We start from the raw sequence: 14418 nt of genomic DNA on the forward strand, positions 1-14418 counted from the left end.
GGGGAGGCACGGGGTTGTCTCTTATCGTTCTGATGGTCCCGCCGGTGCAGCATCGATACAACTGTTAAGCGGCCGCTGAAATTTCCGTCAGGTCAGGCGAGGGTAGGGGCTGGCAGGGGAGCTGTCAATGCGCCGTTGCCGAAGCCTGACTTCGGGGAGCGTCCGGCAATGCAGGATCACCGGACACTGTGCGCCGCAAGTGCATCGATACCGCTTACTTGCCCGTCCAGACCGGCTTGCGCTTCTCCGCAAAGGCGGCAGCGCCTTCGCGCGCGTCGGCCGAGGTGAACACCGGCGCCAGCAGCGGGCGCTGGCGCTCGAACATCTCGGCGGCGGACCAGTCGGCGGACTCCGCGACGATCTGCTTGCTGACAGCCACGGCAAGCGGGCCGTTGGCGCCGATCTCGGCGGCCAGCGCCAGCGCGCCTTCGAGCGCCTGGCCCGGCTCGCTCAGGCGGTTGATCAGGCCGTAGGCATGCGCCTGCGCGGCGCCGAGCATATTGCCGGTCAGCGCGTATTCCATCGCGATGTGGTAGGGAATGCGCTGCGGCAAGCGCATCAGGCCACCCGCGCCGGCCACCAGCCCGCGCTTGACTTCGGGCAGGCCGAACCTGGCTTCCTTCGATGCCACGATCAGGTCGCAGGCCAGCGCCAGCTCGAAGCCACCGGCCAGCGCATAGCCTTCCACGGCGGCAATCAGCACCTTGCGCGGGGGCTTTTCGGTCAGGCCGCCGAAGCCACGCCCCGGCAGGCTGGGGCGCTTGCCTTCGAGAAAGCCCTTCAGGTCCATGCCCGAGCAGAAGGTGCCGCCCGCGCCGGTGAGAATGGCCACGCTCAGGTCATCGCGCAATTCGAGTTGGTCGATCGCCGCGGCGAGCGCGGTGGCCGTCTCGAAGTCCATGGCATTGCGCGCCTGCGGCCGGTTCATGGTGATCAGCAGGATATTGCCGCGCGTTTCAAGTTGCAGCGTGTCGCTCATAGGTTGTCCCTCTTGTTCCGGATGAGAGTCGTGGCGGCTCGCAACTCAGCGCGGCGCCATGCGGATGGCGCCGTCCAGGCGAATGGTTTCGCCGTTGAGCATCGGGTTCTCGAGGATGTGCAGCGCGGTCGAGGCAAATTCGTCCGGTGCGCCCAGTCGTGCCGGGTGCGGCACCATGGCGCCCAGCGAGGCGCGCACGTTCTCGGGCAGCTTGGCCAGCAGCGGCGTATCGAACAGGCCCGGGGCGATGGTGCAGACGCGGATGTTGCGCTGGGCCAGGTCGCGCGCGGCCACCAGCGTCATGCCGACGATGCCGGCCTTGGCCGAAGCGTAGGGAATCTGCCCGATCTGGCCTTCATACGCCGCCACCGAAGCGGTCAGCACGCAGGCGCCGCGTTCGCCGTCCACCAGTTCGTTCTTCGCCATGCGTGCCGCGCCCAGGCGCAGCGCGTTGAAGGTGCCGATCAGGTTGATGCGCACGATCGACTCGTATTTTTCCAGCGAGCCGGGCTGGCCGTCCTTCTCCACCACACGCACCGGGCCGCCCAGGCCTGCGCAGTGGATCAGCGCGCGCAGCGGGCCGAGCGCTTCGGCGGCGTCGTAGACGGCGTTCATCTGGTCGGTATCGCAGACATCGGCCTTGACGAAGCGGACCTTGCCGCCGAATTCATCCACCGCGGCATTGCCGCGCTCTTCCGACAGGTCGGCGATCACCACGTTGACGCCGCGCTCCACCAGGCGCCGTGCGCAGGCCAGGCCCAGGCCGGAAGCGCCGCCAGTCACAACCGCGGACATATTGTTGAGTTTCATGCTGTGTCTCCTCGAATGGATCTTTGCTGATCGTGTTTGTCGTCATTTCCGCCTGCGCGGAAATGACGTTGGTTTAGCTGAAAGGTACTCAGGCGATGACGCCGCGTTACAGGCGTTCGATGATGGTGGCGTTGGCCATGCCGCCGGCTTCGCACATGGACTGCAGGCCGTAGCGGTGGCCGCTGTCTTCCATCGCATGCAGCATGGTGGTCATCAGGCGCACGCCGGAGGCGCCCAGCGGGTGGCCCAGCGCGATTGCGCCACCACGCGGATTCAGGCGAGCCGGATCGGCGCCCAGTGCGCGCTGCCATGCCAGCGGCACGCAGGCGAAGGCTTCGTTGATTTCGTAGTGGTCGATCTGGCCGATGGACAGGCCGCTCTTCTTCAGCGCGCGCTGGCTGGCGGGGATCGGGGCGGTCAGCATCATCAGCGGGTCATCGCCGCAGACGTCGAAGGCAACGAAGCGCGCACGCGGCTTGAGGCCAAAGCGGGCCGCTGCCGATTCGCTCATCAGCAGCATCGCCGAGGCACCGTCGCTGATCTGCGAGGCATTGCCGGCGGTGACGTTCCAGCCGATCTGCGGGAAGCGTTCGCTCAGCTCGTCGTTGCGGAACGAGGCCTGCAGCGTGGCCAGCTTTTCCACCGAGGTGCCGGGGCGGATCGTCTCGTCCTGGTCGACCAGCCCGTTGGGCGTGCTGATCGGCAGGATCTCGCGGCGGAAGGCGCCGCTCTCGCGCGCCGCGGCGGCCAGTTCGTGCGAGCGGGCCGAGTAGCTGTCCATATCGAGGCGCGACAGCTCGTACTTTGCAGCCACCAGCTCGGCCGCCACCCCCTGCGAGACCAGCCCCGGCGCATAGCGCGCTTCCATCGACGGGCCGTACGGGTTCTGGCCGATTCGTGCAGAGCCCATCGGCACACGGCTCATCGATTCGATGCCGCAGGCGATGACGATGTCATATGCGCCGGCCATGATGCCCTGCGCGGCAAAGTGCACCGCCTGCTGGCTGGAGCCGCACTTGCGGTCGATGGTGGTGGCCGGCACGTGGTCGGGAAATCCCGCCGCAAGCCAGGCCACCCGGCCGGGGCCGGCGGACTGCTCGCCCGCCTGCGTGACGCAGCCGGTAATGACATCGTCGACCAGGCCCGGATCGAGCCTGTTGCGTTCGACCAGGCCCTTCAGGACCTGCGCCAGCAACTCAGTGGCATGTAACTCGGTAAAGGCCGAACCGGGCTTGGAACGGCCCATCGGGCTGCGGATGGCGTCGACGATGACGGCTTGTTGCATGGGTTGTCTCCTGTAAGGCTGAGCGTTGCGATGCGTGAACAAGATTATTGAGAAGTTGGGGCCGAAAAATGATCGTCCAATACGATGAATTGGGATTCTGGCGTCGGAAACCTTCCATGTAAACTCAAAAACCTGCATTTGACTTCGGAAAAACAGAAGGGCAACATTCGGGTTTCGAGACATGAGTATCAAAAAATCTCCGTTCGAGGCGCCGATATGACTAATGCACCACACGCACCTTTGGCTCCGCCGCCCGCCGCCGCGGATGCCGACGGCGAGGCGCGCCTGGTCAGCGCGCTGGCGCGCGGCATCTCGATCCTCAGCTGCTTTTCGCCGACGGTGCAGGACCTGAGCAGCCGCGAGCTGATGGAGCGCACCGGCCTGGCCAAGCCCACGCTGTTCCGGCTGCTCGACACCCTGTGCGAACTGGGTCTGCTGCGCTATTCCGAGCGGCTGTCGCGCTACGTACCGGGCGTGGGGCTGGTGAACCTGGCCGCGCCCGCGCTGGCGCGCATGACGGTGCGCCAGCTGGCGCGGCCGCTGATGCAGGAACTGGCGGACCATATCGCCGGGCAGGTCGAGCTGATGGTGGGCTACGGCAACACGATCACCTATGTGGAAATCGCGCAGGGCGTCGGCAGCCGCGTGTACCGGCCCGAGGTCGGCACGCGCGTATCGATGTCGCGCACGGGCTCCGGGCGCGCCTATCTGTCGATGATGGGCGAGGCCGAGCGCAGTACTTACCTGGCGCAGCTCAGGGCGAACGATGCCGAACGCGAAGCCTGGCTGCAGGGCCGGCTGGCGGAAGCCGCGCTCGACCTGGAGGAACACGGCTTCTGCCGAGGCCACCGCGACCTGCATCGCGAGGTCGAATCCATTGCCGTGCCGATGCGCACGCGGCGCGACGGCGAGGCGTGGCTCTTCGCAGCCTCGGTGCCGGTGTTCAGCCAGCAGAGCAAGCAGATGGTGGAAGACGTGGGGCCGCGGCTGGTGAGCCTGGTGCGGAACGTGGAAGGCTCCCTTGGCGCCGCCGGATAGCGCAAGGCAGGCCAGGCGCGATGTAGCGCAATACCGCAATTGAGTAATTGCCCCGAAGCCCGCCCGGCGTGATAGTGGCAGCGAGCCTGGCTTGGCAAACAAGGCTCATCAGGAAGCACTCTCAGGAGCCCCGATGTGTGAGCGTCGGGGTTTTTTTGTTCGTTACCGATTTGTGGGGCTGGGGTCTTGGTGCGGCTGAGGGTAGTGGCTGCGGTTTGGCGCTGTCGAGGGTCGACGGCCTCAGGTTTCGCCCCTGAAGGGGCGATCTACTTTTGGACGGCGCCCAAAAGTAGGCAAAAGGCGCCGTCTGTCCTCGGCGGACGGCCAGTCTTATCGTAGCGTGCCCGTGTTTTTGTACGGGTATTTGCTTCAGGGCATAGCTGGACTGCCTGCCGCGCAGATCGCCAGGGGCAACGCCGGGAACGGCGCTGTCCTCCCGACCTCGTGAGAGCGGAGTGGCACCTTGATCTAGCGACGTGCCTACGGCAAGAGTTTTTGAACCACGACGGTGGTGCGCGATGGCGCTGCGCACACTGACGGGCCTCAAGCTGCGTGCCACTCCGCTCTCACGAGGTCGGGAGGACGGCCTGTCAATGCCTCGCGCTGTCTCGTTACCACGCGGCAGGCATCGTAGCTATGCCCTGAAGCCCATACCCGTACAAAAACCCGCGCACGCTACGATAAGACTCCCGCCCGGCGGGCAAGAAGGCGCTTTTTGCTTCCTTTTTGGCGCAGTCGAAAAGGGAGTCGCCGGCTACGCCGGCGAAACAGCCACGCCTCCAAGAACCGAGACCCCCGATCCAGCGAAGAGCCTTTTCTTGAGCGATGCAGTCCGCCTGGCACCGTCCAGTTCAGTTCCCCGAAAACACCGGCGTACGCTTTTCCAGAAAGGCCTGCACGGCCTCGCGGTGATCCGCGGTCTGGTGCGACAGCGCCTGGAAGCCGGCCGAAAGCTCGAGCACCGTATCCAGCCGGCTGTGCAGCGCTTCGCGCATCAGGCGCTTGGCCAGCCGCACGGCGTGCGGCGGATTGGCGGCAATGCGCGAGGCCAGTTCATTGGCGGTCGGCAGCAGGTCGTCCGGCGCCACCACGCGCGACACCAGGTTCCACTCCAGCGCCTGCTTTGCATCGATAGCCTGCCCGGTGAACGTCATCTCCGCCGCGCGCGACAGCCCGATCACGCGCGGCAGCAGCCAGGCCCCGCCATCGCCCGGGATGATCCCCAGCTTCACGAACGACTCGGCAAACTGCGCGCGCTCCGAGGCAATGCGGATATCGCACATGCACGCCAGGTCCAGGCCCGCGCCCATGGCTGCGCCGTTGACGGCGGCGATCACCGGCACCTCTAGATTGAACAGCGCCAGCGGCAGGCGCTGGATGCCGCAGCGGTAGTCCTGGCGGATCTCCATGCCCGATACCCGGCCCGAGGCCTGGCGCTCCATGTCCTGGATACTGCCGCCCGACGAGAACGCCGTGCCCGCGCCGGTGATGATGACCGCGCGCACGCTGCGGTCGCCATGGATGCGGTCGATCGCGGCCAGGAATTCGGCAACGGCGGTGTTGCCCGTCAGCGGATTGCGGCGCCCGGGCTCGTTCATGGTCAGGGTGACGATATGGCCCTGTTGCTCATAGCGCAGGAAGTCAGTCATTTGGGAGGTCTCCGTGAATCGAATAGGGGGTGGCCTGTGGCCGATTGTCTGTCGCGAAAGGCTAAGGCAGCCGGCCGGGCGCGTCCAATATTCATTTCTTTGCCGCCGATATCCGCTGAATATCACCTTCGAACAAATGAATATTGGACACCGCAGTCCGGCCCCTCCTAAGCTGGTGTTCGCGCCAGGCTGGCCATGGTGGCCTGGCGCGCAGATCAAGAACAGGAAGGAGACCAATGAAGAAAGCCCTGGAACATCTGAAGGTGCTGGACCTGACGCGCGTGCTGGCCGGCCCCTGGGCCACGCAGAACCTGGCCGACATGGGGGCCGAAGTCATCAAGATCGAGCGGCCCGGCGCGGGCGACGATACCCGCGCCTGGGGCCCGCCGTTCCTGCGCGATGCTGACGGCAACGAGACGCGCGATTCCTCCTACTTCCTCAGCGCAAACCGCGGCAAGCGTTCGGTGACCGTGGATATCGCCACGCCGCAGGGACAGGAGATCATCCGCGAACTGGCACGCCAGGCCGACGTGGTGGTCGAGAACTACAAGGTCGGCACGCTGGCGCGCTACGGGCTGGGCTATGAAGACCTGCGCGCGGTCAATCCGCGGCTGGTGTATTGCTCGATCACCGGCTTTGGCCAGAGCGGCCCCTATGCGTCGCTGCCGGGCTACGACTTCGTGTTCCAGGGCATGGGCGGGCTGATGAGCATCACCGGCATGCCCGACGGCGAGCCCGGCGGCGGTCCGGTCAAGTCGGGCATCGCCATCACCGACCTGCTGACCGGCATGTACGCCAGCACCGCCATCCTGGCCGCGCTCGAGCACCGGCACGTCAGTGGGGAAGGGCAATACATCGACATGGCGCTGCTGGACTGCGTGGTCACCCTCAACTCCTACCAGGCGATCAACTACTTCCTGTCCGGCAAGGTTCCGCAGCGCATGGGCAACGCGCACTCGAACATGGTCCCGTACCAGGTGTTCCGCTGCAAGGAAGGCGATGTGATCGTCGCGGTGGGCAACGACAGCCAGTACCGGGCGTTCTGCGAGGTGATCGGCCGGCCGGACCTGGCCAGCGACGAGCGCTTTACGTCTGCAGGGCAGCGCAACCGCAACCGCGACGCGCTGATCCCGCAGGTTGCCGAAGCCATGCTCGCACGCACCATGACCGACTGGGTGGAAAGGATGGAAGCGGCCAACGTGCCGTGCGGCCCGATCTACAACATGGAGCAGGTGTTCGAGGACCCACAGGTGCAGCACCGCGAGATGAAGGTCTCGCTGCCCCACAGCGCCGGCGTGCAGGCGCCGGGGCTTGCCAACCCGATCCGGCTGTCCGCCACACCTGTGGTCTACGAACGCTCGGCACCGACACTCGGCGAGCACACCGACGACATCCTGCGCGAGCGCCTCGGCTACGACGCCGCGCGCATTTCCGCGCTGCGCGGGGAGGGAATCCTGTAGCGCGCTGCCATCCATCGCCACAGATCTGCTGCACACACCAGAAACCATAAAGAGGAGACCACAGTGCAAGACAGTTTCTCGATTCGCATCATCGCCGCCACGGTGGCATCGGCATTCTGCGTCATCGCAGGATCCGCCGTGGCGCAGACCCGCGCGCAACCGATCCGCTTCGTCGTGCCGTATCCGCCCGGCGGCGCGGCCGACCAGATCACAAGGCTGGTCGCGCAGCAGGCCAGCACGACGCTCGGGACCTCCATCGTCGTCGACAACAAGGGCGGCGCCGGCGGCATCCTGGCGGCCGAGGCTGTCGCGCGTGCCGAGCCCGATGGCAAGACGTTCCTGGTGGGCTCCAACGCGCCGCTGGTCATCAACAGCGCGCTCTACACCACGCTGCCCTATGACCCGGTCAAGGACTTCAGGCCGGTCGCGGGCATGGGCAAGTCGCCGCTGCTGCTGGTCACCCGCCAGGACCTGAAGGCAGGTTCGGTAAAGGACCTTGTGGCGCTGGGCAAGCAGTCGCCCGGCAAGCTGACCATGGGCTCGGCCAGCAACGGCAACATCACGCATCTGGCCGGCGAATATGCGGCCTCGGCCCTCGGCATCCAGGTCACGCACGTGCCGTTCGCGGGCAGCGCGCCGGCCATCGTCAGCCTGCTCGGCAAGAACATCGACTTCATGTTCGATGCGCTGCCGTCATCGATGCAGCAGGCCAAGAGCGGCAAGCTGCATGCGCTGGCGATCCTCGACAAGACGCGCTTCCCGCTGCTGCCCGAGGTGCCGACCATGCAGGAGCTTGGCTTCCCCAACCTGGAAGCGAGCGCCTGGTTTGGCGTGGTAGCGCCGGCGCGGACGCCGAACGAGGCGGTGGCCAGTCTCAACCGCGCCATCAACGAGGCGCTGCAGCGGCCGGATATGCAGGAGAAGCTCCATGCCATCGGCGCGCAGCCGATGCCGGGAAGCCCGGAAGCGTTCGGCCAGTTCGTGCGGGATGAGCGGGCGCGGTGGATTCCGCTGGCGCAGAAGCTGGGGGTAAAGGCGGATTGAGGGCCGAGCAGGCCCCGGGTGACGTGAAGAAGATCGAGGCATTCATCCAGGGCACGGCCGACGCGGTGCGGCCGAAGCCCTGAGTGCGCGGTCAGTCCTCAGCCACGAAGCCGGTCGCTTCCACGATCGGCTTCCAGGCAGCGCGTTCCAGCACGATGCGTCGCCGGGCCTCCTGGCCGGGCTTGCCGACCACTTCGAGGCCAAGGGCTTCCAGCTTGGCCGCCGTGGCGGCGCTGCCCGAGGCGGTGATGAACATCTTCTCCACCTGCGCCACCACGTCAGGCTGCGTGCCTGCCGGCAGGAACACGCCGTACCAGCTGGTGGCGTAGTCATACTGGCTGAAGCCCTGTTCCTTCATGGTCGGCACGTCAGGCAGCGCCTTGGCGCGCCGGGTGCCGCTGACACCGAGGAACTGCAGCTTGCCGCCCTTGTATAGCGGCATCATGCTTGCCACCGCATCCCAGCCGATCGACACATTGCCGCTGATCACGTCAACCAGCATCGGCGACGCTCCGCGATATGCGGCAGGTGTGATCGAAACGCCGACAGCCTTGCCCAGCGCCACCGTACCCAGGTGACCCGCGCTGCCGATGGTCGCCAGGCCAAGGCTGGCGCCGCCCGGGTTGCGCCTGGCCCAGTCGATGTATTCCTTCATGTTCTTGTAAGGCTGCTGCACGCCGGCCGCGACCACCGTCGGCACATCGGTCAGCACCGCCGCCGGCACCAGGTCCTTGTCGGCGTCATACGACAGCTTCTTGTAGGTCAGCGGAAAGATCGTGAACAGCGGCGAAGGGCCGATGAACACGGTCTTGCCATCCGGCTTCGATCGCTTGACGTAGTCGAGCGCCAGCCGGGCCGAGGCGCCGGGGCGGTTCTCGACGATGACGGTGCCGCGCCCGTCCTGGCGCAACTGCTCGGCGTAGATCCGCGCAAGACTGTCGGCCGCGCCCCCCGGAGCATAGCCGACGATGATATGCATCGGCTCGTCGGCGGCATGCGCCGGGCCGAGCGCGAAGAGGCTGGCGGCGCCGGCCAGGGCCAGGAGTTTGAACAGGTGGGTACGACGGGTCGCGTAAGACATGGAGGTAGGCAGTAGTTCAGTCGCAGTAGGGAAGGGCGGTGCAGTTTCCGCGCTTTATGGCAAGGATGGCCATTGCTCGGTCAACCGGTGCGCGGCTTCGAACAGCGCCGCCACGCGCAGCAGGTCGGCATCGGCGCGGAACCGGCCAACCAGTTGAAAGCCCACCGGCAAGCCGTCGCTGCCGAATCCGCACGGCAGGCTGATGGCCGGATGGCCGGTCATGTTGAACGGCATGGTCCAGGGGAACCAGTGTGCGCGCACGTTTTCGTAATGCTGGCCGTCGATCTCGATGGTGCCGAACAGGTCCTGGCCGATCGGCAGCGCGGTGCGCGTGATAGTCGGCATCGCCAGCAGGTCGCCACGCTCCAGCAGCGCCTGCACGCGCAGGAACAGCTTAGAGCGCTCGAACATCGCCTGCTGGTACTCCACGCCGCTGAACTGCGCGGCGGACTCGACCTGCCGCACGAAGGTAGGGCTTAGTTCTTCCCTGTGCCGCTCGACGATGGGCGCAAAGCGGGAGCGCCAGACCGTATGGTTGATGGCACGCCAGACCGGCTCGATATCGAAGCCCTCGCCCGAGAACGGCTCCAGTTCCGCGCCAAGGCCGGCCAGCTTTGCCAGGCTGGCCTCGAAGGCGCGCGCCACATCGGCCGCCACCGGCCGTCCCGGCGGCGCCGGGCAATACAGGATCCTGCGCCCGCGCAGATCGCCTTGCGCGGCGGCAGCTTCGACGTAGTCCGGTTTCGGGATGCCGATCGACCACGGATCGCAGGCGTGCTCGCCGGCCATCACCTGCATCATCAGCCCGGTGTCGGCCACCGTGCGGGTGGTCGGCGTGACATAGGTCTGGTTGCCGAACAGGTCCTGCGCCTGGCTGTGCGGGATCACGCCATTGCTCTGCTTGATGCCGACCACGCCGTTGCAGGCGGCGGGAATGCGCGTGGAGCCGCCGCCGTCCGTGGCAACGGCCAGCGGCGCGATGCCGCTGGCCGTTGCCACCGCGGCACCACCGCTCGATCCGCCGCTGGTTCGTTCAGCGCTCCACGCATTGCGGGTGCGGCCAAACAGCGGCGAATCGGTCAGGCATTTGGAGCCGAATTCTGGCGTGGTGGTCTTGCCGATCAGGATCGCGCCTTGCTCGCGCAACCGCGCCACGGCGACGGCATCCTCGGCGGGAACGTTGTCGCGCATCGGCGCCGCCCCGAACGTGGTGCGCACGCCGCGGGTATTGACGATGTCCTTGACCGTGAACGGGATGCCATGCAGCAACCCCAGCGGCTTGCCCGCCATCACGTCCTGCTCCGCGGCACGGGCCGCGGCCATGGCTTCGTCGGCGCAAAGGGTGATAAAGCAGTTCAGCTCAGGCTGGAGCCGGGCGGCGCGGTCGAGCACCGCTTGCGTGACCTCCACTGGCGATACTTCCTTGCGCCGGATGCGGCCCTGGAGTTCGACGGCAGAGAGAAAACATAGCGCCTCGCTCATTGGCGTGCGTCTCCTGAAAACGTCCCGGCGAGATCGGAGTGCCGCGCGGGCGGTGGCCGGGATACGGCATCTTACCGCCATCGCCCGGCGGCGCAGGCATCGCATGGTGCGAAGGCAGGGTTCGGCCCGGCCGGAAAAGGCAGATCAGGTCCGGACCGCCTGCGCCGCAAGACTGGCCAGGACCCGAAGTGCTGCCAGCTCGCTATTGCTCCACGCCGATCTGTCCGCCAGGTAGTTGAAAGTCCCGATCACCCGGCCGGCGCGGCAAAGCGGGACGTTGACCACGGCCGTGCAGCCCAGCGAGCGGATGGTCTCTATGTCGTCGAACACGGCCGCCAGCGCGTCGTCGCCTTCGCCGGTGAAAACCTCACCGCGCTCCAGCAGCTGGCGCCGCCACGGGCTGTCACCCTTGGACTTGCGGCCGCCCACGGGGTAGGCGGCGGTATCGGACGACCAGAGCCGCTCGATCTGCGCAGCATCGGCATGCCAGGCATTGATGGTCAACAGCCCGGGCCCAAGCAGCCGCATGGTCGCGTGGCCGACGGCGTCGAACGTTGCAAGCGGACTGGCCGCGCGCTGCAAGGCATCGCACAGGCCGTTCACCTGCGCGATCAGCTGCTGCGGATCGCTAGAAATCGCGCCCACGTCATTCCCCCTGGATGCCAAGTTCGCGGATCAGCTTGCCATAGCGGTCGGCATCGCGGCGCAGGATGGTGCCGAACTGCTGCGGTGTCGATGTGGCCGTTTCGACGCCGATAGCGTTCATCCTGGCCTTCACCTCCGGCAGCGACATGACGGCGTTGATCTCCCGGTTCAGGCGCGCGGTCAGGTCGGCCGGCATCCCCTTCGGGCCGAAGGCGCCGTACCAGACCGCCAGCTCGTAGCCGGGCAGGGTCTCTGCCACCGTCGGCACGTTGGGCAGCAGCGGCGAGCGCCGGGACTCCGTCACGGCGAGCAGGCGCAGCTTGCCAGCCTTCACATGCGGCAGCGTCTGGGTGCCGGCCGAGAAGAGCAGCTGGGTCTGGCCTGCGACCGTATCGACCACGGCTGGCGCACCCCCCTTGTACGGGACGTGCAGCAGCTGGATGCCGGCCAGCTTTTCGAACAGCACCGCGCTCAGGTGGTTGGTGGAGCCGGGGCCCGCGCTGGCATAGGCCAGCTTGCCGGGATTGGCCTTCGCGTAGGCGATCAGTTCCTTCACGTTCTGCGCGGGCACCGACGGGTGCACCACCATGGTGTTGGTCACATACGCCAGCAGTCCCAGCGGGGTGAAATCCTCGACGCCGCGAAACGGCATGTTCGGCATCAGCGCCGGGTTCATGGCGTGCGTGCTCATCGAGCCGACCAGCAGCGTGTAGCCATCTGGCTTCGCGCGGGCGACCATGGCGGAGCCGATGTTGCCCGAGGCACCCGGCTTGTTGTCCACGATCACCGGCTGGCCCAGCGAGCGGGTCAGGTGCTCGGACAGCACGCGCGCCAGGATATCGGTCGAGCCGCCCGCCGCCCAGGGCACGATCAGCGTAATCGGCTTTTGCGGATAGGCTTCGCTTGCCTGGGCAAGCCCGGCGAAGCCAAGCGCCAGCACGGCAATGCCGCGCAGCAGGGATTTCACGACGCACTGCATTGGTTTTCTCCTCGATGTGATGTCAGGCCTGGCCGCCAGGTGCGGCCGGTGTTAGTTGCCGTTCAGCGTCCGACTGCGTAGCCCTGCATGCCGCGCGGGTTCGCTCCGGCACGCAGCACCAGCCGGCCGCTGGCGTCGCGCTCGCGCGAGCAGGCGGACATGCGCCCCTCCGACCAGGGCTCGCCGACGCGTACCTCATGCCCGCGCTCGCGCAGTGCAGCCAGGGTCGCCTCCGGAAAGCGCGACTCGATGCTGATGCGGTTGAGCACCGTCTGGCGCGGCCAGAACGATGCCGGGAAATGATCGATGTGCCAGGCCGGTGCGTCGATCGCCTCCTGCAGGTTCATGCCGTGGACGGCATGGCGCAGGAAGAACGCCAGCGACCACTGGTCTTGCTGGTCGCCGCCCGGCGTGCCGAACACCATATACGGCTCGCCGTCGCGCAGCGCGAGCGATGGCGACAGCGTGGTGCAGGGCCGCTTGCCGGGTGCGAGGGTGTTGGTCAGGCCCGGCTCCAGCCAGGTCATCTGCAAGCGGGTGTTGAGCGCGAAGCCCAGCGACGGGATCGTGGGGCTCGACGATAGCCAGCCGCCCGAGGGCGTGGCCGCCACCATATTGCCGTGCCGGTCGATCACGTCGATGTGGCAGGTGTCCCCGACGAACAGCTCGCGTTCCGCCCATTCCGCGACCGGCGGCAATTCGGCAAAGGTCGGCTCGCCCACGCCAAAGCGCACGTCGGCGCGCTGCAGGGTGCGGTCAGCAGCGGCCAGGTCGGGCAGCCGTGGTGCCATGCCGGCGACGGTGCCCGCATCGATCGACAGCGCCGCGCGCTCGCCGATCCGCTGCGCCCGCGCAGCCAGGTAGCGGTCGTCCAGCAGCGACGGCAGGGGACTTTGCGCGAAGCGCGGATCGCCATACCAGGCCAGCCGGTCGGCCATCGCCAGCTTCGTGGCTTCGGCAATCCGGTGCACGAACTCGGGCGAATCCGGCGCGTGCTGCTCCAGGCCGGCGTGGCGTAGCATGCCCAGTTGCTGCAGGAACACCGGCCCCTGGCTCCAGATGCCGCACTTGGCCACGGTGTAGCGGCCAAAATCAAGCGTGACAGGGGCCTCCGTCTCCGGCGTCCAGCCGGCCATGTCTTCGTAGCGCAGCAGCCCGGTGTGCTTCTCGCCGGTGGTATCGCGCACCGGGGTATGGCGGCAGTAGTGGTCGATTTCGCGCGCCACGAACCCGCGATACCAGCTGTCCATGGCGGCATCGATCTGGCCGGTGCGGGTATCGCTGCGTTGCCCGGCCTCTTCGACAAGACGGGTGTAGGTCGCGGCAAGGACTGGCAGCGTGTGCAGGCTGCCGGGACGCGGCACCTTGCCGTCCGGCAGCCAGGTGGCGGCCGAGCTGTGCCATTCTTCGCGGAAGAGTGCCTGTACCGCCAGGATCGCGCGCGAGATGCGCGGCACCAGCGGGAAGCCGTCCCGGGCATAGCCGATGGCCGGCGCGAGGACGTCAGCCAGCGACCAGGTGCCATGGTCGCGCAGCATCGTGAGCCATGCACCGAACGCGCCCGGCACCGTGGCCGGCATCAGGCCGATGCCGGGAACCAGCTCCAGGCCCATGGCCCGCATGGCGGCCGGATCGGCCAGCGCGGGGGCAGGGCCCTGGCCGCAGATCGTCCGCATGCTGCGCTCGCGTTGGTTCCAGTAGACGATGGGCACCTCGCCGCCGGGGCCGTTCAGGTGCGGCTCGACAACCTGCAGGACGAAGCCGGCAGCCACCGCGGCGTCGAACGCATTGCCCCCGCGCTCAAGCACGCCCATGGCGGTTTGCGCGGCCAGCCAATGGGTGGAGGCGGCAACGCCAAAGGTGCCGGTGATTTCGGGACGGGTGGTGAACATGGCGCATAGCTCCTCGGATTCGTCCCAGTATAGAACTGCACAATAACTTCAACGCCATAAATGGTTATCGTTGT

12 protein-coding genes are annotated in these 14418 nt (G+C 67.0%); 3 read left to right on the forward strand and 9 right to left on the reverse strand.

What is annotated here, in order from left to right; all coding sequences use genetic code 11:
* Window positions 1–214: 214 nt before the first annotated feature.
* From RM96_RS03390 to RM96_RS03400, 3 genes are all read right to left on the reverse strand, one after another.
* On the reverse strand, window positions 215–979 hold the full coding sequence (locus tag RM96_RS03390; RefSeq protein WP_039007709.1) for a crotonase/enoyl-CoA hydratase family protein: 765 nt from the start codon (window positions 977–979) through the stop codon (window positions 215–217).
* A gap of 45 nt (window positions 980–1024) precedes the next feature.
* On the reverse strand, window positions 1025–1789 hold the full coding sequence (locus RM96_RS03395) for an SDR family NAD(P)-dependent oxidoreductase (protein ID WP_039007710.1): 765 nt from the start codon (window positions 1787–1789) through the stop codon (window positions 1025–1027).
* 106 nt (window positions 1790–1895) lie between these two features.
* The gene (locus RM96_RS03400) at window positions 1896–3074 is read right to left on the reverse strand and encodes a thiolase family protein (RefSeq protein WP_039007712.1); all 1179 of its coding nucleotides are present in this window, start codon (window positions 3072–3074) and stop codon (window positions 1896–1898) included.
* A gap of 216 nt (window positions 3075–3290) precedes the next feature.
* Here RM96_RS03400 and RM96_RS03405 point away from each other — a divergent pair, with 216 nt between their 5' ends.
* Window positions 3291–4112, forward strand: coding sequence for an IclR family transcriptional regulator (locus tag RM96_RS03405; protein ID WP_052279293.1), 822 nt, complete (start codon window positions 3291–3293; stop codon window positions 4110–4112).
* Window positions 4113–4963: 851 nt separating this feature from the next.
* Here the strand turns inward: RM96_RS03405 and RM96_RS03410 are convergent.
* On the reverse strand, window positions 4964–5761 hold the full coding sequence (locus RM96_RS03410) for a crotonase/enoyl-CoA hydratase family protein (RefSeq protein WP_039007714.1): 798 nt from the start codon (window positions 5759–5761) through the stop codon (window positions 4964–4966).
* Between the two features lie 236 nt (window positions 5762–5997).
* Between RM96_RS03410 and RM96_RS03415 the strand changes: the two genes are divergently transcribed.
* Together RM96_RS03415 and RM96_RS03420 are read left to right on the forward strand one after the other, a co-directional pair.
* Window positions 5998–7221: a CaiB/BaiF CoA transferase family protein gene (locus RM96_RS03415; RefSeq protein WP_039007716.1), complete on the forward strand. Its 1224-nt coding sequence runs from the start codon at window positions 5998–6000 to the stop codon at window positions 7219–7221.
* Window positions 7222–7284: 63 nt separating this feature from the next.
* Window positions 7285–8265, forward strand: a complete 981-nt coding sequence (locus RM96_RS03420; RefSeq protein ID WP_082016404.1) for a tripartite tricarboxylate transporter substrate binding protein — start codon at window positions 7285–7287, stop codon at window positions 8263–8265.
* Window positions 8266–8356: 91 nt separating this feature from the next.
* Here the strand turns inward: RM96_RS03420 and RM96_RS03425 are convergent, their stop codons facing one another.
* The 5 genes from RM96_RS03425 to RM96_RS03445 all read right to left on the reverse strand — a co-directional run bounded on the left by RM96_RS03425 (window position 8357) and on the right by RM96_RS03445 (window position 14344).
* Window positions 8357–9346 (reverse strand): Bug family tripartite tricarboxylate transporter substrate binding protein, encoded by a 990-nt coding sequence (locus RM96_RS03425; RefSeq protein ID WP_039007718.1) that lies wholly within the window; start codon window positions 9344–9346, stop codon window positions 8357–8359.
* A gap of 54 nt (window positions 9347–9400) precedes the next feature.
* Entirely contained in the window at window positions 9401–10828 is a 1428-nt protein-coding gene (locus tag RM96_RS03430) for an amidase (protein WP_039007720.1), read from the reverse strand.
* A 144-nt stretch (window positions 10829–10972) separates the two neighbouring features.
* Entirely contained in the window at window positions 10973–11473 is a 501-nt protein-coding gene (locus RM96_RS03435) for a GAF domain-containing protein (protein WP_052279294.1), read from the reverse strand.
* Window position 11474: 1 nt separating this feature from the next.
* Entirely contained in the window at window positions 11475–12452 is a 978-nt protein-coding gene (locus tag RM96_RS03440; RefSeq protein ID WP_039007725.1) for a Bug family tripartite tricarboxylate transporter substrate binding protein, read from the reverse strand.
* A 62-nt stretch (window positions 12453–12514) separates the two neighbouring features.
* Window positions 12515–14344, reverse strand: a complete 1830-nt coding sequence (locus RM96_RS03445) for a gamma-glutamyltransferase family protein (protein ID WP_039007726.1) — start codon at window positions 14342–14344, stop codon at window positions 12515–12517.
* Between the last annotated feature and the right edge of the window lie 74 nt (window positions 14345–14418).

The organism is Cupriavidus sp. IDO (assembly GCF_000812465.1).
GTDB lineage: Bacteria > Pseudomonadota > Gammaproteobacteria > Burkholderiales > Burkholderiaceae > Cupriavidus.